This is a genomic window from Alteromonas naphthalenivorans, assembly GCF_000213655.1.
In the GTDB taxonomy this organism is placed as follows: domain Bacteria; phylum Pseudomonadota; class Gammaproteobacteria; order Enterobacterales; family Alteromonadaceae; genus Alteromonas; species Alteromonas naphthalenivorans.
The window spans coordinates 4354520-4379639 of sequence record NC_015554.1 but is presented as its reverse complement, the minus strand read 5'-3'; the positions used below and the strand labels follow the sequence as shown (position 1 = coordinate 4379639).

At 43.6% G+C, this 25120-nt stretch carries 27 protein-coding genes; 14 read left to right on the top strand and 13 right to left on the bottom strand.

Annotated features, from left to right (window positions below):
- Positions 1 to 34: 34 nt before the first annotated feature.
- On the bottom strand, positions 35 to 217 hold the full coding sequence (locus tag AMBT_RS19100; protein ID WP_013786295.1) for a MerR family transcriptional regulator: 183 nt from the start codon (positions 215 to 217) through the stop codon (positions 35 to 37).
- A 318-nt stretch (positions 218 to 535) separates the two neighbouring features.
- Between AMBT_RS19100 and AMBT_RS19095 the strand changes: the two genes are divergently transcribed.
- Together AMBT_RS19095 and AMBT_RS19090 are read left to right on the top strand one after the other, a co-directional pair.
- Complete coding sequence (locus tag AMBT_RS19095; RefSeq protein ID WP_013786294.1) at positions 536 to 1138, top strand: YhgN family NAAT transporter; 603 nt, start codon at positions 536 to 538, stop codon at positions 1136 to 1138.
- Entirely contained in the window at positions 1138 to 1719 is a 582-nt protein-coding gene (locus AMBT_RS19090; RefSeq protein ID WP_013786293.1) for a YjaG family protein, read from the top strand. Before AMBT_RS19095 ends, AMBT_RS19090 begins: the two co-directional genes overlap by 1 nt.
- A gap of 51 nt (positions 1720 to 1770) precedes the next feature.
- Here AMBT_RS19090 and rsmD read toward each other — a convergent pair whose 3' ends face one another.
- A complete protein-coding gene (gene rsmD, locus AMBT_RS19085; RefSeq protein WP_013786292.1) occupies positions 1771 to 2427 on the bottom strand; it encodes a 16S rRNA (guanine(966)-N(2))-methyltransferase RsmD in 657 nt (218 codons plus the stop codon).
- 66 nt (positions 2428 to 2493) lie between these two features.
- Between rsmD and ftsY the strand changes: the two genes are divergently transcribed.
- Genes ftsY through ftsX form a run of 3 tightly spaced genes read left to right on the top strand, consistent with a single transcriptional unit; the run spans position 2494 to position 5799 of the window.
- Positions 2494 to 4086 carry a signal recognition particle-docking protein FtsY gene (gene ftsY / locus AMBT_RS19080; protein ID WP_013786291.1) on the top strand — a complete coding sequence of 531 codons (1593 nt, stop codon included), beginning with the start codon at positions 2494 to 2496 and terminating at the stop codon, positions 4084 to 4086.
- 46 nt (positions 4087 to 4132) lie between these two features.
- On the top strand, positions 4133 to 4822 hold the full coding sequence (gene ftsE, locus AMBT_RS19075; RefSeq protein ID WP_013786290.1) for a cell division ATP-binding protein FtsE: 690 nt from the start codon (positions 4133 to 4135) through the stop codon (positions 4820 to 4822).
- The gene (gene ftsX / locus AMBT_RS19070; RefSeq protein WP_013786289.1) at positions 4819 to 5799 is read left to right on the top strand and encodes a permease-like cell division protein FtsX; all 981 of its coding nucleotides are present in this window, start codon (positions 4819 to 4821) and stop codon (positions 5797 to 5799) included. The genes ftsE and ftsX overlap by 4 nt, the downstream gene beginning before the upstream one ends.
- Positions 5800 to 5829: 30 nt before the next feature.
- On the opposite strand, the gene AMBT_RS19065 is transcribed toward ftsX, so the two are convergent.
- Positions 5830 to 7071, bottom strand: coding sequence for an EAL and HDOD domain-containing protein (locus AMBT_RS19065; protein WP_013786288.1), 1242 nt, complete (start codon positions 7069 to 7071; stop codon positions 5830 to 5832).
- A gap of 140 nt (positions 7072 to 7211) precedes the next feature.
- A complete protein-coding gene (locus AMBT_RS19060; RefSeq protein ID WP_013786287.1) occupies positions 7212 to 8438 on the bottom strand; it encodes an EAL and HDOD domain-containing protein in 1227 nt (408 codons plus the stop codon).
- 611 nt (positions 8439 to 9049) lie between these two features.
- Here AMBT_RS19060 and rpoH point away from each other — a divergent pair.
- A complete protein-coding gene (rpoH, locus tag AMBT_RS19055) occupies positions 9050 to 9904 on the top strand; it encodes an RNA polymerase sigma factor RpoH (protein ID WP_013786286.1) in 855 nt (284 codons plus the stop codon).
- A 119-nt stretch (positions 9905 to 10023) separates the two neighbouring features.
- Here rpoH and AMBT_RS19050 read toward each other — a convergent pair whose 3' ends face one another.
- The 3 genes from AMBT_RS19050 to pip all read right to left on the bottom strand — a co-directional run bounded on the left by AMBT_RS19050 (position 10024) and on the right by pip (position 12427).
- Positions 10024 to 10932 carry a bifunctional GNAT family N-acetyltransferase/hotdog fold thioesterase gene (locus AMBT_RS19050; protein ID WP_013786285.1) on the bottom strand — a complete coding sequence of 303 codons (909 nt, stop codon included), beginning with the start codon at positions 10930 to 10932 and terminating at the stop codon, positions 10024 to 10026.
- An 83-nt stretch (positions 10933 to 11015) separates the two neighbouring features.
- The gene (dtd, locus tag AMBT_RS19045) at positions 11016 to 11453 is read right to left on the bottom strand and encodes a D-aminoacyl-tRNA deacylase (RefSeq protein ID WP_013786284.1); all 438 of its coding nucleotides are present in this window, start codon (positions 11451 to 11453) and stop codon (positions 11016 to 11018) included.
- Positions 11453 to 12427, bottom strand: coding sequence for a prolyl aminopeptidase (gene pip, locus AMBT_RS19040; RefSeq protein ID WP_013786283.1), 975 nt, complete (start codon positions 12425 to 12427; stop codon positions 11453 to 11455). Before pip ends, dtd begins: the two co-directional genes overlap by 1 nt.
- Before the next feature lie 98 nt (positions 12428 to 12525).
- On the opposite strand from pip, the gene AMBT_RS19035 reads away from it, so the two are divergent.
- Entirely contained in the window at positions 12526 to 12768 is a 243-nt protein-coding gene (locus AMBT_RS19035) for a hypothetical protein (protein WP_013786282.1), read from the top strand.
- Entirely contained in the window at positions 12765 to 13403 is a 639-nt protein-coding gene (locus AMBT_RS19030) for a DUF2959 domain-containing protein (RefSeq protein WP_013786281.1), read from the top strand. Before AMBT_RS19035 ends, AMBT_RS19030 begins: the two co-directional genes overlap by 4 nt.
- A 114-nt stretch (positions 13404 to 13517) precedes the next feature.
- On the opposite strand, the gene AMBT_RS19025 is transcribed toward AMBT_RS19030, so the two are convergent.
- Both AMBT_RS19025 and metF read right to left on the bottom strand, forming a co-directional pair.
- Positions 13518 to 14402 carry a virulence factor BrkB family protein gene (locus AMBT_RS19025; RefSeq protein ID WP_013786280.1) on the bottom strand — a complete coding sequence of 295 codons (885 nt, stop codon included), beginning with the start codon at positions 14400 to 14402 and terminating at the stop codon, positions 13518 to 13520.
- A 159-nt stretch (positions 14403 to 14561) separates the two neighbouring features.
- Positions 14562 to 15446 carry a methylenetetrahydrofolate reductase gene (gene metF / locus AMBT_RS19020; protein WP_013786279.1) on the bottom strand — a complete coding sequence of 295 codons (885 nt, stop codon included), beginning with the start codon at positions 15444 to 15446 and terminating at the stop codon, positions 14562 to 14564.
- Between the two features lie 151 nt (positions 15447 to 15597).
- Here metF and metJ point away from each other — a divergent pair, with 151 nt between their 5' ends.
- A complete protein-coding gene (gene metJ, locus AMBT_RS19015; RefSeq protein ID WP_013786278.1) occupies positions 15598 to 15924 on the top strand; it encodes a met regulon transcriptional regulator MetJ in 327 nt (108 codons plus the stop codon).
- 77 nt (positions 15925 to 16001) lie between these two features.
- Here the strand turns inward: metJ and AMBT_RS19010 are convergent, their stop codons facing one another.
- Positions 16002 to 17243 carry a malic enzyme-like NAD(P)-binding protein gene (locus AMBT_RS19010; RefSeq protein WP_013786277.1) on the bottom strand — a complete coding sequence of 414 codons (1242 nt, stop codon included), beginning with the start codon at positions 17241 to 17243 and terminating at the stop codon, positions 16002 to 16004.
- A gap of 385 nt (positions 17244 to 17628) precedes the next feature.
- On the opposite strand from AMBT_RS19010, the gene AMBT_RS19005 reads away from it, so the two are divergent.
- Positions 17629 to 17943: a hypothetical protein gene (locus tag AMBT_RS19005; protein WP_013786276.1), complete on the top strand. Its 315-nt coding sequence runs from the start codon at positions 17629 to 17631 to the stop codon at positions 17941 to 17943.
- 218 nt (positions 17944 to 18161) lie between these two features.
- On the opposite strand, the gene rpmE is transcribed toward AMBT_RS19005, so the two are convergent.
- Positions 18162 to 18374, bottom strand: coding sequence for a 50S ribosomal protein L31 (rpmE, locus tag AMBT_RS19000; RefSeq protein ID WP_013786275.1), 213 nt, complete (start codon positions 18372 to 18374; stop codon positions 18162 to 18164).
- A 311-nt stretch (positions 18375 to 18685) separates the two neighbouring features.
- On the opposite strand from rpmE, the gene priA reads away from it, so the two are divergent.
- The 4 genes from priA (at position 18686) to hslU (ending at position 23845) form a co-directional block, all read left to right on the top strand.
- Complete coding sequence (priA, locus tag AMBT_RS18990) at positions 18686 to 20890, top strand: primosomal protein N' (protein WP_013786273.1); 2205 nt, start codon at positions 18686 to 18688, stop codon at positions 20888 to 20890.
- A gap of 129 nt (positions 20891 to 21019) precedes the next feature.
- Positions 21020 to 21589 carry an SPOR domain-containing protein gene (locus tag AMBT_RS18985; RefSeq protein ID WP_013786272.1) on the top strand — a complete coding sequence of 190 codons (570 nt, stop codon included), beginning with the start codon at positions 21020 to 21022 and terminating at the stop codon, positions 21587 to 21589.
- A 323-nt stretch (positions 21590 to 21912) separates the two neighbouring features.
- On the top strand, positions 21913 to 22437 hold the full coding sequence (gene hslV, locus AMBT_RS18980) for an ATP-dependent protease subunit HslV (RefSeq protein ID WP_013786271.1): 525 nt from the start codon (positions 21913 to 21915) through the stop codon (positions 22435 to 22437).
- Positions 22438 to 22516: 79 nt separating this feature from the next.
- Complete coding sequence (gene hslU / locus AMBT_RS18975; protein ID WP_013786270.1) at positions 22517 to 23845, top strand: ATP-dependent protease ATPase subunit HslU; 1329 nt, start codon at positions 22517 to 22519, stop codon at positions 23843 to 23845.
- A 53-nt stretch (positions 23846 to 23898) separates the two neighbouring features.
- On the opposite strand, the gene AMBT_RS18970 is transcribed toward hslU, so the two are convergent.
- Positions 23899 to 24816, bottom strand: coding sequence for an ATP-grasp domain-containing protein (locus AMBT_RS18970; RefSeq protein WP_013786269.1), 918 nt, complete (start codon positions 24814 to 24816; stop codon positions 23899 to 23901).
- Positions 24817 to 24869: 53 nt separating this feature from the next.
- Complete coding sequence (locus AMBT_RS18965) at positions 24870 to 25094, bottom strand: hypothetical protein (RefSeq protein ID WP_013786268.1); 225 nt, start codon at positions 25092 to 25094, stop codon at positions 24870 to 24872.
- Positions 25095 to 25120 lie beyond the last annotated feature (26 nt).

Below are 25120 nucleotides of genomic sequence, written 5' to 3'. Positions count from 1 at the left end.
CAGTTTATCTGTTCAGATAAATATTTGCGGGCAGTTAAATACCGCCTAAGCGCTCAGCAAGCACTTTGTAGCGCTCTACATCTGCGCTATCAAACAAGGCATTACCGTCAGTGTCTTTTTCTTTTGCCACCAATAGGCTTTCTCTTTCTAAGCGTTCTACTCTTACTTCCTGAACACCTAAATAGGCCGCTACTTCTTTTACAGTCATCAAACTCATTCTGCTGGTTCCCAACGTTATTTTTTAAATTTACTCTCGTTGTAAGCGCCGCTACCGCTGCGATACCTCGGTGCGCTCAATTATTGATGTACATAGTAATAATAAAATGACTCAATACAGAATTATGAGAATAGCTCAATTTTAAAGCTTTGCACTAGATGTATTTTTGTCCGTAACGTTTTCAAAGCGTTATAGTTAATATTTAAGCCTAAAATTGACAAATTACGAATGCTTTTTTGTACAATGCAGAAAATGATAGATATAAAAAGTATTCTTGCAGTCGGTGATACCCAGCAAGTTATTGGAGAATAAGAAAAAATGGATACTTGGTCAGCAGCCGTCATGTTATTCTTGATCATGGATCCTCTTGGCAATTTGCCTGTGTTCATGTCGGTTTTAAAGTCAATAGAGCCCCGAAGACGGCAAATGATTCTTATCAGAGAGTTACTGTTTGCTTTAGGAATTTTATTTTTATTCCTATTTAGTGGCCAGTCGGTATTAAATTTCCTCAATGTTGAACAAGAAACGGTTAGCATTGCTGGTGGTATTATCTTATTTTTGATTGCGCTTAAAATGATTTTTCCGTCAGCGGGTAACCCTAGCGGGCTCGCCGTTGGCGAAGAGCCGTTCTTGGTGCCGCTGGCTATTCCAATGATTGCAGGGCCCTCAACATTAGCGGCTCTCATTCTTCTGGCAAACCAAAACCCAGATCGTATGTCTGACTGGGCACTTGCGCTTGGCGCCGCATGGTTAATAAGTGCAGTAATTTTGATGTTTTCAAATGTGTTTCATAAGCTATTAGGCGAACGTGGTCTTATTGCTATGGAACGATTAATGGGGATGATCCTCGTCATGATAGCCATTCAAATGCTTCTTGATGGTGCTACTCAATACTTTATGCATGCCACCGGAGCTAATTAATGGCAAAGCAAAAACTTAATACATTTGGGCGTGTGCGCATGCTTGAAGGATACAAAGCAGTTGCGTTTAGCGCAGCCTTGCTTGAACGAATGATCCCTAATTACGAGCTGTTCTGTGACGTTACCGAATTTGGTGATAAAGAAGGTATTCGTAATTGTCTCAATCTTGTATGGGAGTCGGTTAAAGCACCTAAAAGTAAGTTCAATCTTGCAGTACAACTTGAAAAAGTGGAAGTGGCGACGCCCGATACTAGCGATTTTGATACCTATGGCGTGTATCCCGCGATTGATGCCGCAATTGGGTTGGCCGCTGTGCTTAATCTTATTGCCGGCGACGACCCACAAGGTGCGGTAGTTGTTAGTAAGCTTTCTCAAGGTAGCGTAGAAGCTTACTTGTTAGAAAGCGGCGAAGCCGATGATGAAACCGTAAAAGAGCACCCACTTATGGTGTTTGAAGTAGAAGTGCAAGAAGCATTGCTTGACTGTGTTGAAGCAGGGAAGTCTCCTGCTAGCACGGCTGATGCGCTAAAAGCGATTGCGTTAGAAGAAGGTATTTCGAATATCGGTCTCGATTTGGCTTAATGTTCTCGTAGTAAGGGCTTAACGCGTTTATCGTGAGACAATGCAGTTTTATCACACAGCCTTTATCAAATAATAGCAAAGCGCCGATGTGCGCTTTTCTTTTATAATTTGCCAGTGGTCCGGCAGGGAAATAGGCGCGAGGTTCGCTTCGTGCTCTACGTATAACACACCGTCGTTTGACAATAAGTTATTAGTGGCAATAGCCGATAACGTTGGTGCTACCAACCCTTTGTGAAAAGGCGGATCGACAAACATTATATCGAAGCTTTTACCTGAAAAGGTAGGGAGTATTGCTAAGGCATCGCCCTGATGGACGCTAGCAGTTTGTGCATTATTAGCCGTCAATAACGCCAAATTCTTTTTTAACTGTGCACTTGCCGATTTATCTAATTCAATAAAATCACAAGAAAGGGCATAGCGTGACAGCGCTTCTAATCCCAAGCCCCCCGAGCCTGCAAATACATCTAAGCACTTTGCTTCATTCAAATAAGGCATAAGCCAATTGAATAAGGTTTCTTTATTTCGGTCGGTGGTGGGGCGTAAACCTTCTGCGTCGAGAACCGGTAGCTTTCTTCCCCGCCATTGACCGCTGATAATGCGAATATGTCCGCCTTTCGCTTTTGCGTGGGTAGAATAGGATTTTTTTGCAGTTGAAGATGCCCTGAGTGGGCGAGAAACTCGCTTCATAGTCGCTGACAATGGTATCATGGGGTTATTCAATATTCGGCAAGTGTAGCCGAAATTGCCCAGTATTTATAAGGATTTGTCTTAACAATGTCGAAACTTTTTGGCTGGTTCGGTAAGAACAAAAAAGCAAATAAGCAAAAAGCACAGGAAAACCAAGATCAAAAGTCAGTTGATCAAAACGCAGTTTTACCTGATGAATCACAAACTTCAGACGCCGAGCAGCCACCTAGCACTGCCGCGCCAGTGGTCAAAGACACTGCCGGTAGTGACCTATCGGAAGATGCCAATAGCGCTTCAATAGACCCTGCCCAGAGCGATTTAGCTGAAAGCGCAGCACCAGTAGCAAATGAGCCGGTGTCAGTACCTGTCGAGAAAGAAGACGCTGCGCCAGTGGGCGTGGTTCCTGACAAGTTAGATGCAGTTGAAATAGCCGATGAAGCTAGTTCGCCAGCGTCAGTAAATGATGGTGAAAATGCCGAGAAATCGCTTGAAACGCCATTTCAAGAACTTGAATCAAAGCAAGAAAGTGAAGCGCCTGCTGTTGAATTTCCAATTCAAACAGCTAGCGTTTTAGAAGCAGAAGCAGAAGCAGAAGCAGAAGCAGAAGCAGAAGCAGAAGCAGAAGCAGAAGCAGAAGCAGAAGCAGAAGCAGAAGCAGAAGCAGCCGACATTGCTAACGAGCCCGTTGTGGAAACTGCACCTGTAGTTGAGGCAGCACCAGCTCCAAAAGAGAAAAAATCACTATTCTCGCGCCTTAAAGAAAGCTTGTCTCGCACTAAAGCAAACTTAGGTAGCGGCCTAGTTAGCCTTTTCAAAGGCAAGGCAATTGATGATGAATTATACGAAGATTTAGAAACCCAATTATTGGTTGCTGATGTGGGAATGGATACCACGCAAAAAATCATTACCCACTTAACGGATAGTGCAAGCCGTAAAGATCTTAAAGACGCAGAAGCCTTGCTTGATATCCTGAAACAGCAAATGGCGGGCATGCTCTCGAAGGTTAACGAACCGCTGAGCGATGCCATTAACGCCCACAATAGCGATGAAGGCCCCTTCGTTATTCTCATGGTTGGTGTAAATGGGGTAGGTAAAACTACCACCATCGGTAAATTAGCTAAGCAGTTCCAGCAGCAGGGCAAAAAAGTAATGCTGGCAGCGGGTGATACCTTTAGGGCTGCTGCTGTAGAGCAATTGCAGGTATGGGGTGAGCGAAACAGTATTCCAGTTATTGCACAGCATACGGGCGCAGATAGTGCGTCAGTACTTTACGATGCGCTAGAAGCTGCAAAATCCCGCAAAACAGATATTCTTATCGCCGATACCGCAGGTCGCTTGCAGAACAAAGACAACTTGATGGAAGAGCTTAAGAAAGTGGTTCGCGTAATGAAAAAGCTGAACCCTAATGCCCCTCACGAAGTCATGCTTACCCTTGATGCGGGTACAGGGCAAAATGCTATTAGCCAAGCGAAGTTATTCAATCAAGCGGTTGGCTTAACTGGTATTACCCTTACCAAACTAGACGGTACCGCAAAAGGTGGTGTTATCTTCTCAATTGCGGATAAATTTGGTATACCTATCAGATATATAGGGGTTGGTGAAGGTATTGATGACTTACGCCAGTTCGACGGTCAAGAATTTATTGATGCGCTATTTAGCGAAATTGATAGCGGCGAGTAGACAGCATTAATAGCTAATTACGGGAATAGGGTAGTAGGGAACATGCATGATAAAGTTTGAGCAAGTAAGCAAAACCTACCCCGGTGGACAACGGGCGTTGAGTAAAGTCGATTTTCACATCGCCCCTGGAGAAATGGCTTTTCTTACCGGCCACTCTGGCGCAGGGAAAAGCACGCTGCTTAAACTTATCAGTATTATGGAACGCCCTACAGTAGGTCGTGTACTGATAAACGGTCATGACCTCAATGCTATTAGCCGAAGAGATATTGCCTACATTCGTCGCGATATAGGCATGATTTTCCAGAGCCATCAATTGTTGATGGACAAGTCGGTTTTCGACAATGTGGCGCTTCCACTTGTGATAGAAGGGTACACCCACAAAGAAATTGGCAAGCGTGTCGATGCCGCACTAGAAATGGTAGGGTTACGAGATAAAAGCCGCAACTTACCCATTATGTTATCAGGCGGCGAACAACAACGGGTTGGTATAGCACGCGCTGTTGTTAACAAGCCTCCCTTACTTCTTGCCGACGAGCCTACCGGAAACCTTGACCCGAAACTTTCTATGGAAATTATTCGCTTGTTTGAAGATTTCAACCAAGCCGGTGTATCTGTGTTCATCGCTACCCATGATTTAGGGCTAATTGCCCGAATGAAATATCGCACACTCACTTTAAAAGACGGCCAAATGATTACCGACGGGCTAACTGATGACTTAAATGGGAACTGGCAATGAGTATTCTATTTAAAGGTAGAAGCCAAGGCGCGTCGTCTAGGAAAATAGGGTTTGTACAATCTATTGTGATGTTCTTCGTAAGCCATATAAGGCAAGCCCTTTCAAGCTTAGGCGAATTATGGCGTCAGCCCGCGGCTTCACTGATGACTATTGGTGTGTTGGGCTTAAGTATTACCCTTCCTAGCACGCTTTACATTATGGTTAAAAATACCGAGAAAATTACCGCCGGGTGGGAACAAGCCTCAGAGATTTCTTTATTTTTGAAACCCGATATATCAGCCGCCAGTTCACAGCAATTGGTTGCTAGGTTAAATACTTGGGAAGAAATTGATTCTGTGGTGTTTATACCTGCAGATGATGCGTTAAAAGAGTTTCAGCATTTATCAGGGTTAGGAGATGCTATTGCGTATTTGCAAAGTAACCCGCTACCCGATGTTGTGTTAGTGACCCCCATTGATAAGCATGCCACACCGAATGCCGCTAAAACACTGCTCGATAAGCTAAAGCAGCAGCGTGAGGTTGATATAGGTAAGTTAGATATAGAATGGTTGGAGCGCTTGTATGCGGTTATTGATATTGCCAGCGACCTTGTCACCTTTATTGGCATTTTATTGTTCTTCGCTGTGGTGCTGATAATAGGTAACACTATTCGACTGAACATTCTTAATAAGCATGATGAAATAGTAGTGATGAAGCTAGTAGGGGCAACCGATGCCTTTATTCATCGTCCATTTCTATATACCGGTTTTTGGTACGGCTTACTAGGTGGGCTTATGGCTTGGTTTGCCGTTATAATAATTCTATGGTGGATGGATAGCAGTATTCAAACCTTTGCTGCTATGTATCAAAAAGACTTTAATATTACGGGCCTAACGGGAACGGCGTTATTAACGATGTTGGGGCTATCTATTACATTAGGGTTGCTTGGGTCGCTTATTTCAGTACAGCGTCATGTACGACAAATAGAACCCAAATAAGCGTTATCTTACTGTTTAGCTTTGATAGGCTTAGCTTTGAACAGGGGCGCGAGGGAAGTGCGTAGAAATAGCGCTTCTCACACCGTTACCCCACACAATGGCTTGATTGTAAAGGATATGAAGTTGCTTTTGATCGATATCCAGTACTTTTGCTTGTTTAATCACATTCATCCACAGCGCTCCTTCAAAAGCGCGTACTAGGCCCATGTAGCTGTTGAATTCTGCTGTCTTTCCTAAGATGGCGTCATTTATTTCTTCTGATAGCGGGAGTTGTTTAAGCACATCATCTATAGACTGATCTAATAACGCATCCAACAATGAAAATAACCCCACTAAAAAGCCGATAGGCGGGTTCGCTTTTAAGCCACGCTTTGCCGACAATAAATCGAAAAACTTGGCCCTAACCAAAGACATATGAATAATCTCTAACGGCTTATCATCACCTAAGTTGGTGAGGCTGAGTAGCGCGATAAACTTCTTCACCTCCACTTCACCCATATAATTAAGGGCGTGTTTAAGTGAGGTTATTTTATGGCGCTTATTAATCAGTGGGTTATTGATAAACTTAAGCAATAGGTAGCTTAGTGCAGCATCACGCTCAACAATTTGGCTCACTTTATCAATATCAAAATTATCGTTTGAGCACTCGCCGATAAGGTCGACGATGTTCATTTTAGAAGCCGGCAATTGGCGAAGTATGCGTGCTTCTGGCTGGGCAAAGAAATAGCCTTGGAAGAAATCAAACCCAAGATCCATGCTGGTCGCAAATTGGTCTTGCGTATCTACTTGTTCAGCTATGAGTTCAACGTTGGCATCAAGGTATCGAGGAATATTCTTCTCTATATTTTCAAAACGAATTTGCGAGAGATCTACTTTTACAATGTCAACAAGAGGCAGAATTTCATGCTTGGCGCTTAGCATCATAGGGTCGTCAATAGCAATACGAAACCCAAGGCGCTTAATGTGTTGGCAAGCTTCTAACAAGCCCGTTTGAGCAAAAGGGTTATCTGCCAATTCAACCACAACCGACTCTGGGTTCAGTGTGGTAGGGAAGCGAGAAATGATGGTTTCAGATGAAAAGTTGATAAACGAGGTCTTTTCACCGCTAATATCATCTAGCCCTAGGGGATGAAAGTGCTCAGAAATATATTGGGATTTTTCAGGAGAGTGCTCGGGGTACGCGCCAGCCTTGCCATCTCGAAACAAAAGTTCGTAAGCAAATACATCCTTTGTTTTATCCAAAATCGGTTGGCGAGCGATAAACGCGAACATACGAGTTCCCTACTGTCACGTTGAACAATTATCAACGAATATTATTGCAATTTACACTACCATAACATGCATTTACGGAAATCGCGTTAATTTACACATTACATTTCGTAACTTATTTAATGGATGGATATTCCTCAGCGTTATTTTTCTACCTGCGCTGAAACATGTACGTGGTGTGCCCATTTCATCGCTTCATTATAATAACCGTGAAGCAAAGTTTGCTGAATGTTGTACTTGCCGGAAAACTTTTTAATACCAGACCAGTTCGCTCTTTCAAAATACTTAGCTAAGGTAAGACAGTCTTTCAACACACCAGGCTCCCCACAAAGCGCATCTTTTACATTATCGCTAATGGGTACCTTGCTTACCAATTCGTCGATGTGTTGTTCCATCATGGCATCAAGCATAGACAAAAGACCGGTTAAAAAGCCGGTAAGTGGATTTTCTCTCTCTTTGAAAGAGATAAACACAAGCTCACAAAATTTTGCCCGCACAAGGGCCATTTGCATCAATTCTTGAGGCTGGCCGTCATTTAAGTTAGCTAATGCAAGTAAGGCGATAAACTTCTTAACCTCAACTTCGCCCATAAAGTTTAGCGCATGCCTAAGGGAAGTTATTTTATTTCGTTTATTAATAAGCGGGTTATTAATGAAGCGTAATAGCAAATAGGTTAGGGAAGGATCGCGCTCAATAATGCGATTTACGTCATCAAAATTTAGTTTGGTTTGGCTACTTAATGTGAGCAGCTCCATCATGGTAAGGGCACTTGGGCCTAATTTGCGATGACGTACAATTTCTGGTTTTGCTAAGAAGTAACCTTGAAAATAGTCGAAGCCCATTTCTTTGAACTTATGAAACTCTTCGTAGGTTTCAATTTTTTCCGCAACAAGTTCAATGTTATGCGATTTGAAGCGCTTAACTAATGAAGGAATGGTTTCGTGGGCAATCTCAGTAATATCAATTTTAACAATACTGGTAAACGGAACAAAAGCGTCCCACTTCTCTTCCATATCGTAATCATCAAGTGCAATGGGGTAACCTAACCCACGAATGTGCTTGCACGCAGCAATAAGCGCATCATCTACTTCAACGGTTTCAACAATCTCAATAACCACTTTGCTTGCATCTAACGAGGTAGGGAATCGGTACATCAAGGTATCGCGATGGAAATTAATGAATGCTTTTTTATCACCTGTGATTTCTTCAATACCCAAGCTTAAATGCGTAGACGTTAAAATTTTTGAGGTCGCCTCATCGGGCGGAATATCTGGAAAGCAATTGTCTTCCCCTATTCGGAAAAGTAATTCGTAAGCGTAAACGTTCCTATTTACGTCGAATATGGGTTGTCTTGCTACGTATGCGAACATCGAGTGCCTCTTTGCTCTCGCCGCGTAAAAACGCGATTGAAGTCGGTAAAAAAATGAAAGTTTTTATTATTATTTTGTTATTTATTTTATTTTGTTATTTATTATAGCGCCGAGCGCTTTTAAGGCATAAATTTTATATCTCATTGTAAGTAAAAAAGCGATGCTAGCAATCGAAAAATTGTAATAGTCTGCGTATTCGAGAGCGGGTAAAGTAGTTTTGTTGATATATAACAAAAATACGACCGAATTTAAGTTTGATATAACTTTTTGAAAGATGAATGGCATGTTTTATATACATTTTGAATGTATAATGGGCATATACCGTGAATATCTGCTTCGATAAGCTGTTTCCTCTGGGTTCGCACTTATGTTTCTTTGAAGCTTCCGGTGATATTTATTGAGCGTTGTAGCGTAATGATAAATTCGTTTTGCAATGTTTGAGAAATTTGGAAAGAGATAGACACTAATTGAACTGTTTTTTGCAATTGTGGTCTTGATCTTTAGAAGATGGGTACTACATACCAATAACTGGTTTGGTTTCTCATCGCAATTAAGTCTCGCGCGGCTGATGTTACTTTGCTAATATCAAGTTGCAAAGAATGAGGTGAATAATGAGCAATAAATTGCAATCCCTAGCACTATCAGTTCCTCACAGCGGTAGCATTGAAGGCTACGTACAAGCTGTAAGTCGTATTGATATGCTAACTGCAGAAGAAGAGCGCGCATTAGCGGTGCGTCTTCGTGAAGATGAAGATTTAGAAGCAGCACGCAAGCTGGTTATGTCTCATCTACGCTTTGTTGTGCATATTGCAAAATCTTATTCAGGATATGGTTTGCCACAAGCTGACCTTATCCAAGAAGGTAATATTGGTCTAATGAAGGCAGTTAAGCGTTTCGACCCAACAGTGGGCGTTCGTTTGGTTTCTTTTGCCGTACATTGGATCAAAGCTGAAATTCATGAGTTCGTACTCAAGAACTGGCGTATTGTTAAAGTTGCTACCACAAAAGCGCAACGTAAATTGTTCTTCAACTTACGCAAAGCGAAAAAACGTCTTGGTTGGTTTACCCACGAAGAAGTGCAAACGGTAGCCAGCGAGCTGGGTGTGAGTACGAAAGAAGTGCTTCAAATGGAAGCGCGAATGAGCAGCCAAGATCAAGCATTCGATCTTTCTGCTGACGAGGACGAAACGGGCAACTTTGCACCGGTTCAATTTCTTGAAGATAAATCAACTGATGTTGAGATGGACGTTATTAATAACGATTGGGATACTAATGCGAGCAAGCGTTTGTACTCAGCCATTAAGACGCTAGATGACAGAAGCCAAGATATTATCGAGACTCGTTGGTTGGCTGACAGCAAAATTACACTTCAAGATCTTGCTGATAAGTACGAAGTATCTGCTGAACGTGTTCGTCAAATTGAAAAGAACGCGATGAAAAAGCTTCAAGCTGCCATGGTTGCGTAAGCAAGCGCCGCCCAAGCGTCTAAGCTAAACAAATATAATTGAAAAAAGCGCCTACTGGCGCTTTTTTTGTATGTGTCATTTACGAAAGTAAAAAACAGCGAATAATATACCTTTGCTCGTTAGGCCTCGGTTTGCTCTGGAAGCACCCAAAACACCCCTTCAAACTCTGCCACGGCATTATCGCCATCCAAGATATCTACGTTCAAAGCAAATCGTGCTTTCTCACCTTTTTCTAAAGGCTTAAATTTGCCCGATAAGGTTTCTATATTACAGATTGCACGAGGCTTCATAGTAATGGGCTTATGATAGTGAATATCGCCGTCGCCCAATACAATATCGCCTGTTAGCCCGCGCTCTTTTAGTTGTAAGTAAATCATTCCCCAACCAGTTAATGTGGCTAACGAAAAAATACTGCCGGCAAACATAGTGCCATGAACATTAATATTTTTATTAAGTGACGCGCGGGTTTCTAATGTTCTGCCTGTGTATTGATATAGTTTAATGCCCATATGTTCTGTAATGGGAATGGTATCAGTCCAGGTTTGCTGTAATGATTTACACCACTTGGGATGCAGCACTAAGGTGTTATTTTCAGTTAGCTTTTTCACCATCTGCTGGCGTCTTAGCATGCCTAATTCGTTAGGCGCTTCACGTTCAACCACAAACCCACATGCGCTAAAAAAGTCGATGGAAACTTCTCGGCTGTTGGTCACCGCGCGTATAGCACCCAATTCTTTCGCCACGTTCTCTAAAGCGTCCATTATCATCTGCCCAAGCCCTTTACGCAGATGATCAGGGTGTACGGCAATATGTCGAATTTGTGCTTCTTCAGCGGTATTTAAATGTACTCGTCCACAGGCAATAATGTCGCCTTTACCGTTCACTATGGTGCGGTGCTCTGCCACTTGTTCATATTCATCTTTCTCTGAACCAGGAGGAAAGTTCCATGGCTGGCGAAGGTGAGCCCAGCGAAAATGAAAATAGGCTTCGAATTCAGTATCGCTTTTAGGGGTTACAACCTTATACACAATAGAGAGGCCTCGTATGAAAGAATGAAAATCTATTTAACCTTACGCTTTTCAACTGCACAAGATTAATTCTAGTATGTTCATTATACCTGAAACTGGAATGTGGCGGGTCCGTCATTTACTAAAGCGACTTTCATTTCAGCACCGAATTGCCCAGTTTCCACCACAATGCCCTTTTGTCTAAGGGATTCTATAAATTGCAGATAAATAGCATTGCCATGTTCAGGTGTTGCTCCTCTAGAAAAGCCAGGACGATTACCCTTTTGCGTGTCGGCCACAAGAGTGAATTGGGACACCACTAATACTTTCCCCCCGATTTGCTCAACATTTAGGTTCATTTTTCCATCGCTGTCGGAAAAAATACGGTAGCGGCATAATTTGTTAGCAAGCTTTTCGATTTGTTCTGGGCCATCGTCTTTTTCAACGCCAAGCAGCACTAGCATACCTTGTTCAATTTCACCGATGATTTCATTGTTCACTGACACGCTAGCTTCAGACACTCGTTGAACCAACCCAATCATTACTTTTGCTCCTTTAAAAATCTTGCCATATCTCTGGTTGCGCGGCACAACGCATAAGCAATGCCCGGTTCAGACGTGCTATGGCCAGCATCAGGAATGATTTGAAGTTGGCTTCCCGGCCACGACTTATGTAATGATTCTGCCGCTTCAGTTTTACATATCATGTCATATCGACCATGAATGATAGTGCCAGGAATATCACTTATTTTATTTATATTATCAAGTATATAGCCTTCATCAATAAAGCATTTGTTGGTTAAGAAATGGCATTCAAGAGTGGCTAAGCTGGTGACAAGCGATAGGGGATATTGACTGGTGGAATCGCCAGTGCCAGGTGGTAAAGATACGCGAGAAAGTCGCTCTTCCCATTGATACCAGCGCTTCAACGCCGCATGGCGTTGTACCTCGTTATCGGCTTTCAATGTATTGAGATAATGCGTACAAATAGCAGCGGTACTTAGCGAACCGTCTATCCCTTTAACGAACTGGCGATAATATTCTGGAAAAAGCTGAGCGGCACCCCCTTGTGGCGACAAAAACCAGTCTCGGTCTTGTTGGCGTGCTAAAAATACGCCGCGAAGAATAAGGCCGCTGACATGATCAGCATACCTAAAAGCATAAAGAAGCGCTAAGGTTGAACCCCATGAGCCCCCAAACACTAACCAACTCGATACGTTGAGCTGGCGCCTTAATATTTCAATATCTTCTACATTTAGCCATGTATCGTTGTCTTTGATGCTGGCTAATGGTGTTGAACGACCACATCCCCTTTGCTCGAAACCGATAATACGGTATCGGTTACTGTCGAAGAAACATTTATAATTTGGCGGTAAACCAGCACCTGGACCACCATGAATAAAGAGTACTGGAATACCTTCAGGGTTGCCGCTCTGCTCGTAATATAGAGAGTGCCCACATCCCACCTCGATAAATCCATTTTGATAGCAGGTAACATCTGGGTAAAGTCGTTTCATTTTATTTCCGCGCGTTGTGCGGGTGCCTGTTTTAGTTTAGTTTATTCTTATGAAATACTACATAATCATATTCTGATAACAATTGCGAGGAAGTTTATATGTCAGGGCAAGGATCTGGCGGCAATGTGATTGCTGCAATCTGTAACTTTTTTATTCCAGGGTTAGGGCATTTAGTACAAGGGCGAATACTTGGCGCACTGTTTTATTTTATTGTGGTTGGAGTGAGCTATGCGCTTGCCGCAACCGTAGTATTAGCAATTGTATTTTGGCCACTTGGCGTTATTTTGCACATTATTTGTATTATTAGCGCGGCCCGCTATCGAGGGAGAGAGATGTTATGAGGCTAATAGCAACCGCTATTATTGCTATGTTGGTATTAACTGGCTGTCAGTCTGCGTATTACGCAGCGTGGGAGAAAGTAGGCGTTGAAAAGCGCGATATTCTTGTAGACCGTGTTGAAAACGCAAAAGAGTCGCAAGAAGACGCACAGGAAGAGTTTAGCTCTGCGCTGGAAGCTTTTAGTGCCGTGGTTGCTTTTGAAGGTGGCGAGTTAGAAGATGTTTATAACAAGCTTAACAGCGAGTATGAAAACAGCCTTTCTGCTGCCAATGATGTAACTGATCGTATCGATAAAGTAGAAAGCGTGGCTGAAGCGTTATTTGATGAATGGGAAGACGAGTTAGAAAAGTATCAAAATGCATCATTAAAACGAGAAAGTACTGCGAAATTGCGTGATACAGAGCGCAGATACAGCGCATTGATTAAAACCATGCGTAAAGCAGAAAGCAGAATGGCACCTGTATTAAGTGCATTTCAAGACAATGTTTTATATTTAAAGCATAACTTGAACGCTAGCGCGATTGGCGCGTTGCAAGGTGAGCTTTCAACTATTCAAAATGATGTTGATCAACTCATTGAGCAAATGAATTCAGCTATAGCTGAATCTGATGCCTTCATTGCTGCCATGTCTAATTAATGAGTGCCCAACTAATAAGTGTGTCGCTTATCAGTCGTTAGCTTGTTTCTACTATTAACAAGCTAATACGATACTAAAAAGGCGTTGTAGTTTCGTTTCCTACAACGCCTTTTTTTATTCCTCTGGAATTTGCCTTGGCTCGGCTTCCGCTTTTCTATTTTCAAACGCTTGGCCCAGGCTACACGTAAACTCAGCGCCTAATAGCACTAAAATCCATGAGATATAGACCCACAAAAATAAGATAGGTACTACGGCTAGCGCACCGTATATCAACTCATAGGAGGGGAAATTAGTAATATAAAGGGCAAAGCCAGACTTCGTTAATTCGAACGCAACCGTCGCCAATATGGCACCTGAAATAGCGTGACGGGCAAAAACACGTCGGTTCGGAACTATCATGTACAAAATAAAGAAAGCCAGCATGGCAGCAAAGCTAGGTACAAGAGTAAGTAAAAACGTGCCTAACCCAGGGGTATATTCTTCGGCGAAAGCAGCTAGACCTGCTAAATAAGAACTAATTATCACGCTAGAGCCGATAAGCAAGGGCCCTAAGGTAATCACCATCCAGTAAATGGCAAAGGTATACACGATAGGACGATCGCTTTGTGTACGCCAAATACGGTTAAGGGTTTTATCAACGTTGGATATCAGCATTAGCGCCACAACAAGTAGCGATAGAATACCAATAGCGCCCATTTCTGAAGCGTTGCCAACAAAGTCAGACATATACTCATGAACTGTATCGCTAGCGGTAGGTACAAAATTATTAAAGATAAAGTATTCTAATTTACCTCTTACGGAAGCAAACGCAGGAAACGCCGACATGATGGTGAAAGTCACCATGATGAAAGGAACAAGAGAAAGTAGCGTAACGTAGGCTAGGTGGCCTGCGGAAATGGTAATATTGTCTTCACGGCAACGCTTGATGAAGATAGTGAAAAGATCGACAACTTGTGGTGCGAGCTTATGATAGATGGCTTTTACCCGATCCCAATTCACACTTTACTCCTAGTTATTACTCGCCTTGGCCATTCGCCGCTTACCTTGACCTTTTTACAGCGAAGGAAAGTGACAGCAAGGCAAACGAGTCGTTCAAATACCTGATAATAGGCAAATGGTATACTGGTCTGCCATATAGGAGCAAAGGTTTAATCGAAATTAACCTGCTCGCACACCTAGCATGTGGCAAATAGCGTAGCTCAACTCACTACGGTTAAGGGTGTAAAAATGAAAATGCTTCACGCCTTCTTTGGCAAGTACCTTAACCTGATCCATCGCGATGTTAGCACCAATGAGGTTCCGAGTAGCTTGATCGTCATCGTCAAGTCCATCGAACATTTTGTGTAAGAACCCAGGTACATGTACGTTGGTGAAACCGGCGAACTTTACCAAGGTCTGATAATTGGTTACCGGCAGTATGCCTGGCACCAAGTCTAGGTCGATACCTGCAGCTGCTGCTCGGTCACGAAAACGTAAAAATACACTGGTGTCAAAGAAAAACTGTGAAATTGCTTCGCTCGCACCGGCTTCTGCTTTGCGTTTAAGGTTTAGTAAGTCGAATTGGGCATTAGGCGCTTCAGGGTGTTTTTCAGGGTAAGCGGCCACTGAGATATCGAAATCGGCTACATCTTTTAGTAGCGCCACTAAATCAGAGGCGTACATTTCGGTATCTTTCACGCCTGGCGGTAAATCACCACGAAGAGCAACAATACGACGAATGCCAGAATCCCAGTAGTCTTGGGCAATCTGTCTAAGCTCGTCTCTGCTCGCATCAACACAAGTAAGGTGAGGCACGGCTGCAACGCCAGTTTGCTGCTGAATGCGTTTTACCACGTCATGAGTACGGTCACGCTCACCACTATTCGCGCCATAAGTTACCGACATATAGCTCGGTTTTAGCGGTGCTAAGCGCTCAACTGACTTCCACAAGGTTTGTTCCATTTTCTCTGATTTAGGCGGAAAAAACTCAAATGACACATCGATGTCACGCAGTTCCGAAAGGGACTGATTGAGTGCATCGACACCTTGTGCGTAAGAAACCATGGTAAAATTACTCTTTTATAGACGTTTAGACGTCTAAATTAAAGAATTTACGTCTAGACGTCAAGAGGTTTACACTGCTCAATTGACCTTTTCGTCAACTTGTTTAGAATTTCTCTTCATAACATAAATAAGATCAGACAGAGTTAGCATTATGGCAGAGTGGAACGGTAAGTATATTCATCCCTACGCAGAGCACGGTAAAAAGAGTGAACAGGTAAAGAAAGTCACCGTTTCTATTCCTATTAATGTGCTAAAAGCATTAACCGATGAACGTACGCGTAGGCAGATAAACAATTTACGTCATGCGACGAATTCAGAATTGTTATGTGAAGCGTTTCTTCATGCATTTACAGGTCAGCCGTTACCGGATGACGAAGATTTGAGAAAAGATAACCCTAATCGTGTACCTGCTGAGGCAAGGCGCATAATGGAAGATATGGGTATAGACGTTTCTATTGAGAACGAACAAGAAGATTAAAAAAACGGCAATGAAAATTGCCGTTTTTTTATAATCTTTACACTGAATTACACGCCAGTATATGCCTTATATTGCCTTCATTCGGCGCGGTTAGGCACTTCTGGAAGTCGTGCAACGCCAGATTCAATCGCCGCTTTTGACACTGCAGAGGCTATGCGTTCACAGAGGCGAGGGTCCATTGGTTTAGGAATAATGTATTCTTTGCCAAAGGTTAAGCTTTTGCTGTTGCTAGCCGCTAACACAGATTCTGGTACGGGCTCTTTGGTAATAGCACGAAGTGCTTCTACCGCGGCCACTTTCATTTCGTCGTTAATGGCCGTTGCGCGTACATCCAGCGCACCACGGAAAATGAACGGGAAACACAGCACATTGTTTACCTGATTAGGATAATCAGAACGCCCCGTAGCCATAATTAAATCATTTCGAACTTCATGAGCCAATTCAGGCTTAATTTCAGGATCGGGGTTTGAGCATGCAAAAACAATCGGGTTAGGGCTCATTAATGCTAGCGTTTCTGGCGGTAATACATCAGGCCCAGATACACCTACAAAAATATCCGCACCTTCCATCACATCTTCTAAGGTACGTTTATCAGTGTTATTAGCGAACAAGCGCTTGTGCTCGGTAAGGTCTTCACGGCGAGTGTGAATAACCCCTTTTCTGTCTAGCATGTAAATGCGTTCACGTTGCGCACCACATTTAATCAGTAATTCCATACAGGCAACGGCTGCCGCCCCTGCACCCATACAAACTATTTTAGCGCTCTCAATATTTTTACCCTGAATTTCAATGGCGTTCAACATGCCTGCGGCGGTAACAATAGCAGTACCATGTTGATCGTCATGGAATACTGGAATGCTGCAGCGCTTAATCAATTCTTGTTCTATTTCAAAGCATTCAGGGGCTTTAATATCTTCAAGGTTAATACCGCCAAAGGTATCTGCAATATTGGCAACGGTATTAATAAATTCTTCTGTTGTACGATGCTTTACTTCAATATCGATAGCATCAAGCCCTGCAAAGCGTTTAAACAGCAGTGCTTTACCTTCCATAACTGGTTTAGAAGCTAACGGCCCTAAATTACCCAAACCTAAAATAGCAGTTCCATTACTGATGACCGCTACCATGTTGCCTTTGGCAGTATATTTATAAGCATTATCAGGATCTTCAGCAATTTCTCGTACCGGCTCAGCTACCCCTGGACTGTAAGCCAGAGCAAGATCATCCACACTATCGGCTGGCTTTGAAAGCTCTACGCTGATTTTACCTGGCGTGGGTTTGGCATGATAATCTAGTGCACGTTGTCTGAAATCTGACATTAGTAAACATATCCTTCGATGTAGGGGTTAGGCAATCTTCGTTACCGTAAGGGCAATCTGCGTTCTAGCAGTAGAATGTCTTCGACTCTATCACAGGGTCATTTGAGTACATATCTGATCTGCCCTTTATATCTGTCAATTTAGGGCAGACTTGCTTGTATGACCAGTGACATCGTCGAATATTTGCCATTCATCATATTTATGACACCTAGCGAATTAATACATTATTTCTATTTTATAGCTGTGTGAATAGACGTGTGAATAGCCGTGTGTATAGAAAGTTATCAAATAGGTCTTTGCAAACAGGCAATAAGCCGACTGTTCAAGACGCTGGTGAGCGGAATAGGTATAATGGTGAACATGAAGAAAGAAAGCGTAATTTACCATGTCTGAAAAGAAACTGATTGAAGCGTTAACTGCGGTGTGTGAGTGGGCAAAATCTGAGTCGGTTGGCTTTGAATGGCTTACGCATGAAGGTCACTGGCGCAGACCAGAAATTATTGCGGTGTTTAAAACCGAAAAGCAAAAAAGCGGAGCACTTTCAACTAACTGGAACCAAGCATTCGAACATGAACTTGATAACGTATGCTCCGAATTGAAGGTACACATTAAAAGAGTGTGCTACGACAGCGAGCAAGCATGCTCTGCACAAAGTAACGGCAATTGGGAACGGCATTTAAAACGCCGAGCATTTCACTAACAAAGCATTGCATTAGCCGAGCATTCCACTTCGCTGCTCTAGCTGCTCTATAAGGCGCGAGCACGGTATTGGTTGAACACAGAATGAAGTGAGGATGCAAAATGCAGATACGAAAAAATACAAAACCCACTTACAAACTCCACTTACAAAACGCAGATACAAAAAAAGCGCCGATAGGCGCTTTTTTTAAAGAAACATCGTGTTTCTGAGTACTGAGCTTATTTAGCGCCCAAAGCACCGAAACGTTTCTTGAAGCGGTCAACACGACCACCGGTATCAACGTTACGTTGCTTACCAGTGTAGAATGGGTGACATGCAGAACATACGTCTAGGTTAATATCTTTACCTAGAGTAGAACGGATTTTCATTACGTTGCCGCAAGAACATGTTGCTGTCATTTCAGCGTATTCTGGGTGGATACCATCTTTCATTTTGGATTACCTTCAATATGAGGCCGTATCGCTATTTGGCCCGAAGCCAAACACCATACGCAACTTTAAATTCAATGACCAACCGCAGTAATTGCAGTCAGCCGCAAAAGAGCGGCGCATAATAAAGGAAGCAACTAAAGTGATCAAGCACTTTTTGTATGCGAAGTAAACAGGGGCGGCGTTAATCAAGCTCACGGGCTAAAATAAATTCCCTTCCCTTATTTGACATTATGTTTAAATGCCAGATCATTAGCGGTTCTGAATTTACGTTTACTCACTTTACGTTCATCAATTTTGGGGCATCAATTTTAATGGTATTCATTCAGGTGGCTGTACCTGTGCCGCTTCGCCAGCTATTTACCTATTCTCATACCGACACTTTACAACCGGGTGTGCGGGTAAAAGTGCCTTTCGGGCCACGTCAACTGGTAGGCATTGTGGTTGAATCCGGTGTAGACATAGATGATACCAGTAAGATAAAAGCCATTATTGAGGTGGTAGATAGCGCACCTGTTATCGACGAATCGCTAAGAAAAATGGCGCATTGGTTATGGCAGTATTACCACCATGCGCCTGGGGAAGTGATACATGCCATGCTTCCCGTACCACTTCGTAAAGGTGAGCCAGCCACGCCATCCCCCGCGCAATATATTCAAGTCACACCAGAAGGTGCTGATACCGATGTTAAAAGTTTAAGCCGTGCTCCAAAGCAAATGAGCTGCTTAAAAGCGGTTCAAACCACATCAATTATTGCTAGCGAAGCGCGTAAGCATTTTTCACCCGCAGTAGTGAAAGCGTTATTAGATAAAGCACTTATTGAGCTCGTAGACATTACGCCTGAACTTACTGCACAAGCGTGGTTGGATACCTTCGAAATTGGCGAAAAGCCCGTACCTGATAAAGAGCAAGGGGTCGCGATAGCGGCATTAAACCAGCAACATGGCACCTTTGCGATTAGCTTGCTTGAAGGGGTGACAGGTAGCGGTAAAACCGAAGTGTATCTGCAATCTATTGAACCTTTGCTTAAAGCCGGTAAACAAGTGCTTATTTTAGTGCCTGAAATTGGTTTAACGCCGCAAACCGTTTCGCGGTTTGAAAAGCGCTTCAATATTCCTGTAGGCGTATTGCACTCTCAATTAACAGACGCCGCGCGATTATCGGTATGGCAGCGGGCAAGGGCAGGCGAACTCGGTATTATCATTGGTACTCGCTCAGCGATTTTTACGCCCCTTAAAAACCCCGGCATGATCATCGTTGATGAAGAGCATGATGAGTCATTTAAACAACAAGACGGGCTTAGGTATCACGCCCGTGATTTAGCGGCTATGCGTGCCAAAGAGCACAGTATTCCTTTGTTGCTCGGCAGCGCTACCCCAGCGCTTGAAACGCTTAATAACGCGTTAAACGGCCGCTTTGCGCATTTGCAACTAACACGGCGCGCCGCAGGGGCGCAAAGTACCAAGCAGTATTTACTAGATGCCCGAGACCAACCTATTCATTACGGCATTTCAGAAGGCTTGCTGACAATTATGCGCCAGCATGTAAATGCAGGGAACCAGATTCTGGTTTTTGTGAATAGACGAGGTTATGCCCCTGCGCTTTTATGTCATCACTGTGGCACCACGGCAATGTGTAAGCGTTGTGATAGGCCTTATACCGTGCATAAAGGGCAAAACAGGCTGCAATGCCACCACTGTGGTGCTACCCGTTCAATGCCCAAAGAGTGTGAAGCTTGCCACAGCCATGAAATGGTAACGGCGGGGACGGGCACCGAGCAGGTAGAAGAAGGTTTAATGAAGCTCTTCCCCGATGCCAAACACGTGCGCATAGACAGTGATACGGTAAGAGGAAAAGACAAGCTACATCAAACCCTCGACGCTATTAACCGCCAAGAACACCAAATACTGGTAGGTACCCAAATTCTATCGAAAGGGCATCATTTTCCTCACGTTACATTGGTGGTGGTGTTAGATTGCGATGGGGCGCTATTTAGTGCTGACTTTCGAGCTCCTGAAAAGCTAGCGCAGCTCGTTACGCAGCTTGCAGGGCGAGCAGGGCGAGCCAGTAAACCCGGAGAAATGTGGCTGCAAACCCACAATCCTCACCACCCTTTATTACAAGATTTAGTGAACAACGGCTATGCCCACTTTGCTCGCCATGCGTTAATGGAGCGAAAAGCGTCTGCATTGCCACCCTATATTAGTCAATTTGTGATTCGGGCAGAGGCAACCGAGAGCTCATCGGCCTATGCATTCCTGCAGCAGGCTAGGGGCGTGCTTTCAAACTCAAATACTGCAAACGCAAATTCTAAGGGCTTAGTACCGCAAATGAGTGGACCATTTCCCTGTTTAATTGAAAAACGACAAGGGCGTTTTCGCTTTATGCTGGTGTGCAGTCATGAAAAACGTGCGCCGTTACATAACGCATTGCGGCTAGCTCTGCCGTATTTACAAGGGTTACCGCAGGCGGCAAAAGTACGTTGGTCGGTAGATATCGACCCCACCGATTTCAGTTAGCACACAGGTTCCTATTACGGTAAAATCTTAACACTGATGTATACAAGTGTTTCAGGGTTGTGCACTATGTCTTCGTCTCATGGCATCACCCATCTAAAATAACGATAAGTAGTAGGAAAACTGCCGAATATGGCTCAACGCGATTATGTATCTCGTGGTAAAGCACCACAAAAAAAGAAGCCCGAAAATAAAAAGCGCGGTAAATCACAGGTGAAGAGTGGCCCCACTGCCTCATTCCCTATTGTTCGCCTTGTTATTGTGGTGATATTGCTTATCGGCTTTGCGGTTTTCTTATGGTCTATTAAAGATAACGCCAGCTCTGAGGTAGATACCGAAGTTGTACGCCCTGTAGCGCCTACCCAAGAAGCTTTGCCCGAATTGCCTAAAGAAGAGTGGGAGTATATTCGTACTCTGCCAGGGTATGAAGTGGAAGTAGACGTTGCCGAACAGGAAAAATCAGACAAACGTTACCTTATGCAGTGCGCGTCGTTCAGAACCCGCGCTCAAGCTGAAGAAATGAAAGCGAAAATTGCCTTTCAAGGTTTAGAAGCACTTATTCGTCAGAGTTCTGGCAGCAACGGCGAATGGTTCAGGGTTATTTTAGGGCCATTTGAATCGAAACGAGATGCAGAAAAAGCCAAGCACAGCCTTCGTAAAGTGAATATTGCGACCTGCCAAATTTGGTACTGGAATTTATAAGCGTAAACGCTTTTTGTTCACTATCTATTACTCATTATTCATTAATAAGGGCATTCACCGCATGATGTGGTGGATGCCTTATATTCACCTCATAATAACCATCTCATAATAGCCACCTCATACTCCTTTGTAGCGCTTAACGCTTTAATACGTACCCGTTGACTAAATACGTCTTCACTGCTTTTTCTTTTAACAGCCCCTTTTAGCTGCCCGTTTTAACTGCTCCCCTTGAAAACGAAAACCCTTCCCCCATTTCATAACAAAGTCTTTTTTCAGTTATCGCCCGAGTCTGCGATAGCGCCCACCTTAAACGGGGATTAAACGTGACAACGATTGTATCTGTAAGACGTGGAAATCAAGTTGTGATGGCTGGCGATGGTCAGGTGTCACTCGGCAATACCGTAATGAAAGGTAATGCACGTAAAGTGCGCCGCTTGTACCACGATAAAGTATTAGCTGGCTTTGCAGGCGGCACCGCCGATGCCTTCACCCTTTTTGAACGCTTTGAAGCAAAACTTGAAGCCCACCAAGGTCATTTGACCAAGGCGGCGGTCGAACTTGCCAAAGATTGGCGAACCGATCGCATGCTGCGCAAGCTAGAAGCCTTATTAGCCGTAGCCGATGAAACCGCGTCTTTCATCATTACCGGTAACGGCGACGTAGTTCAGCCAGAAAATGACCTGATTGCTATTGGTTCAGGCGGCAACTATGCCCAAGCTTCTGCTATTGCTTTGCTGGAAAACACCGAACTGACTGCAAAAGAAATTGCGGAGAAAAGTTTGACCATAGCCGGTGATATCTGCGTATTCACTAACCATAGTCAAACGGTAGACGTACTCGATTACTAAGTGGCTGTTTAACTAAAAATAAACAGCGACTTGTGCCTGCTATCGATGCAGTAGCACCAAAACAGAAAAGGGTTTATGCATGTCTGAAATGACACCTAGAGAAATTGTTCATGAGCTAGACCGACACATTATTGGTCAGCAAGATGCTAAACGTGCGGTATCGATTGCACTTCGAAACCGCTGGCGCCGTATGCAACTTGAACCAGAGTTGCGTCAAGAAGTAACGCCTAAAAATATTCTTATGATTGGCCCAACAGGTGTGGGTAAAACTGAAATTGCGCGCCGCTTGGCAAAATTAGCGCATGCGCCGTTCATTAAAGTTGAAGCCACTAAGTTCACCGAAGTGGGCTATGTGGGTAAAGAAGTAGAAACCATCATTCGCGACCTTGCTGACATTGCCGTGAAGATGACCAAAGAAACTGAAATGAAAAAGGTGAAATTCCGCGCTGAAGAAGCAGCGGAAGAGCGCATTCTTGACGTACTTATTCCTCCTCCTGAAGATGCATGGGGTAAGAAAGAAGACGTTGAAGATAGAGGCACACGCCAAGCGTTCCGTAAAAAGCTTCGCCAAGGCGATTTAGACGACAAAGAAATTGAAATTGATGTGGCACTTCCACAAGTAGGCGTAGAAATTATGGCGCCTCCTGGAATGGAAGAAATGACCAATCAGCTTCAAGGTATGTTCCAAAACTTGTCGGGTTCACAAAAGAAAAAGAAGAAGTTAAAAATTAAAGATGCACTGAAAATGCTGGTGGAAGAAGAAGCCGCACGTTTGGTGAATCAAGAAGACTTAAAAGAAAAAGCGATTGAGTCGGTTGAGCAACACGGCATTGTGTTCGTGGATGAGATTGACAAAATTTGTAAGCGTGAAGGCAATACGTCAGGCGATGTATCGCGTGAAGGTGTTCAGCGTGACTTACTACCCTTGGTAGAAGGGTCAACGGTATCGACCAAGCACGGCATGGTGAAAACAGACCATATTTTGTTTATCGCTTCTGGGGCGTTCCAAATGAGCAAGCCGTCAGATCTTATTCCTGAGCTTCAAGGTCGTTTGCCCATTCGCGTTGAGTTATCAGCCTTAGAAGTAGGTGACTTCAAACGTATTCTTACCGAGCCAAATGCGTCGCTTACCGAGCAATACAAAGCGCTTATGCTGACCGAAGGCGTGAATATCGATTTCGTGGAATCAGGCATTCAGCGTATTGCTGAAGCTGCATGGCGAGTGAACGAACGCACTGAGAACATTGGTGCGCGCCGTTTGCACACGGTACTTGAACGTCTAATGGAAGATATCTCGTTTGATGCGTCTGAAAAAAGCGGTGAGTCTTTCGTGATTGACGAAGATTACGTAAACAGCCACTTAGAGTCGCTTGTAGAAAACGAAGATCTATCGCGCTTCATTCTATAAAGCCCTAGGGCTAGTAACACAAAAGAGCCCATTTATTTAAATGCGCTCTTTTTTTATGTGGTTAATAATTTCACTAAACGGCCGGTAATATCAACACCAGTCTCGTTTTCAACAAACAAGAAGAAAGGGCAAGGGTTGGCTTCTAAGAAATAGTATTCACCCTTGGTATTTTTACGCCAATCGATAGCGCACCAATGCATGCCTAAGCCAGTACATATCTTTCGTGATAAATCCTGCATTGGTTTAGGAAGGGGCGTCAGTAAAGGCCGTGCGTTTATATCTTCTCTGAAATCGAGGTTGTGAGAGTCTATTTGTACACTGACCACTTCATCGCCAAGTACGTAACTTCGAATATTTGTCCCTTCAATAAATGCCTGAAAAGTGACAGGGCGCTCTTTTAACAAAGCCTGTACTAAGCCGCGAGTATCATAGCCCTGTTGCACGAACTTCGCTGTTTCGCCGCCTTTAACGGGCTTATAGACCACCTCGCCTATGTTCGCACAAAACTGTAAAGCTACATCACTAGCGTTACCTATGTAGGTATATGGCACCTTAGCGCCTAGCTTTTTTGCCATTCGCAATTGAATCGGTTTGCAGTGATGGGCGCGAATGGCGTCAATACCATTAACCCACTTAGTTTCACTGAATAAAAACCAACATAACAAGGTGCTGGCATATTCCTGATCTAACCATTGTGAAGACACACTATCAGAGGGTTTCACCGAAGGGGGAATATATTGATGCCAATAGGCAGATGTGATGTCCGATAGAGGAATTCGAAACAGACCGTTGCGGGTAGGCTGGTTAAAATGTAACAGGCCATCATTAAAATCTGGGTCGTAGCTGAGCTGCCAGTGCTCACCAAAGTAGTTGGTATTGATAATACAGGGGTCGTTTTTATCGGCAATTAAGGTTTCAGCCACATGTAGAATTTGTGGGTCACTCTCGCTCCCTATTAATGCAATCTGCATTGAAATATCCTTTTTAAGTGGTAAAAGGAGGACTGCTTAACCTCCTTAATCTGCTATGACAATAAATCGGGTAACTGTCCGCCGTCCTCACCAATCGCTAGGGTGATGTAGACAGGTTGTTTAACAAAGCGAATGGGGTCTTTGTCTGCGTCTGCAGATACCCCAGACTTCCCGCCAGTGACTTGCAGTAGTTCTTGGGCTTTAAGGTGAAGGTCAGAGCCGTTCAATGTGTTTTTTTGCGTATTTTCTTGTGTATAGCTATGAATGTTATGTTGCATTTTTCGCTCCTTATATAAGCGTTTTA

What these genes read in the sequence shown, in the direction of transcription:
- AMBT_RS19100 (WP_013786295.1), bottom strand. Translation starts at nt 217, where the DNA reads ATGAGTTTGATGACTGTAAAAGAAGTAGCGGCCTATTTAGGTGTTCAG.
- AMBT_RS19095 (WP_013786294.1), top strand. Translation starts at nt 536, where the DNA reads ATGGATACTTGGTCAGCAGCCGTCATGTTATTCTTGATCATGGATCCT.
- AMBT_RS19090 (WP_013786293.1), top strand. Translation starts at nt 1,138, where the DNA reads ATGGCAAAGCAAAAACTTAATACATTTGGGCGTGTGCGCATGCTTGAA.
- rsmD (WP_013786292.1), bottom strand. Translation starts at nt 2,427, where the DNA reads ATGATACCATTGTCAGCGACTATGAAGCGAGTTTCTCGCCCACTCAGG.
- ftsY (WP_013786291.1), top strand. Translation starts at nt 2,494, where the DNA reads ATGTCGAAACTTTTTGGCTGGTTCGGTAAGAACAAAAAAGCAAATAAG.
- ftsE (WP_013786290.1), top strand. Translation starts at nt 4,133, where the DNA reads ATGATAAAGTTTGAGCAAGTAAGCAAAACCTACCCCGGTGGACAACGG.
- ftsX (WP_013786289.1), top strand. Translation starts at nt 4,819, where the DNA reads ATGAGTATTCTATTTAAAGGTAGAAGCCAAGGCGCGTCGTCTAGGAAA.
- AMBT_RS19065 (WP_013786288.1), bottom strand. Translation starts at nt 7,071, where the DNA reads ATGTTCGCGTTTATCGCTCGCCAACCGATTTTGGATAAAACAAAGGAT.
- AMBT_RS19060 (WP_013786287.1), bottom strand. Translation starts at nt 8,438, where the DNA reads ATGTTCGCATACGTAGCAAGACAACCCATATTCGACGTAAATAGGAAC.
- rpoH (WP_013786286.1), top strand. Translation starts at nt 9,050, where the DNA reads ATGAGCAATAAATTGCAATCCCTAGCACTATCAGTTCCTCACAGCGGT.
- dtd (WP_013786284.1), bottom strand. Translation starts at nt 11,453, where the DNA reads ATGATTGGGTTGGTTCAACGAGTGTCTGAAGCTAGCGTGTCAGTGAAC.
- pip (WP_013786283.1), bottom strand. Translation starts at nt 12,427, where the DNA reads ATGAAACGACTTTACCCAGATGTTACCTGCTATCAAAATGGATTTATC.
- AMBT_RS19035 (WP_013786282.1), top strand. Translation starts at nt 12,526, where the DNA reads ATGTCAGGGCAAGGATCTGGCGGCAATGTGATTGCTGCAATCTGTAAC.
- AMBT_RS19030 (WP_013786281.1), top strand. Translation starts at nt 12,765, where the DNA reads ATGAGGCTAATAGCAACCGCTATTATTGCTATGTTGGTATTAACTGGC.
- metF (WP_013786279.1), bottom strand. Translation starts at nt 15,446, where the DNA reads ATGGTTTCTTACGCACAAGGTGTCGATGCACTCAATCAGTCCCTTTCG.
- metJ (WP_013786278.1), top strand. Translation starts at nt 15,598, where the DNA reads ATGGCAGAGTGGAACGGTAAGTATATTCATCCCTACGCAGAGCACGGT.
- AMBT_RS19010 (WP_013786277.1), bottom strand. Translation starts at nt 17,243, where the DNA reads ATGTCAGATTTCAGACAACGTGCACTAGATTATCATGCCAAACCCACG.
- AMBT_RS19005 (WP_013786276.1), top strand. Translation starts at nt 17,629, where the DNA reads ATGTCTGAAAAGAAACTGATTGAAGCGTTAACTGCGGTGTGTGAGTGG.
- rpmE (WP_013786275.1), bottom strand. Translation starts at nt 18,374, where the DNA reads ATGAAAGATGGTATCCACCCAGAATACGCTGAAATGACAGCAACATGT.
- priA (WP_013786273.1), top strand. Translation starts at nt 18,686, where the DNA reads ATGGTATTCATTCAGGTGGCTGTACCTGTGCCGCTTCGCCAGCTATTT.
- AMBT_RS18985 (WP_013786272.1), top strand. Translation starts at nt 21,020, where the DNA reads ATGGCTCAACGCGATTATGTATCTCGTGGTAAAGCACCACAAAAAAAG.
- hslU (WP_013786270.1), top strand. Translation starts at nt 22,517, where the DNA reads ATGTCTGAAATGACACCTAGAGAAATTGTTCATGAGCTAGACCGACAC.
- AMBT_RS18970 (WP_013786269.1), bottom strand. Translation starts at nt 24,816, where the DNA reads ATGCAGATTGCATTAATAGGGAGCGAGAGTGACCCACAAATTCTACAT.
- AMBT_RS18965 (WP_013786268.1), bottom strand. Translation starts at nt 25,094, where the DNA reads ATGCAACATAACATTCATAGCTATACACAAGAAAATACGCAAAAAAAC.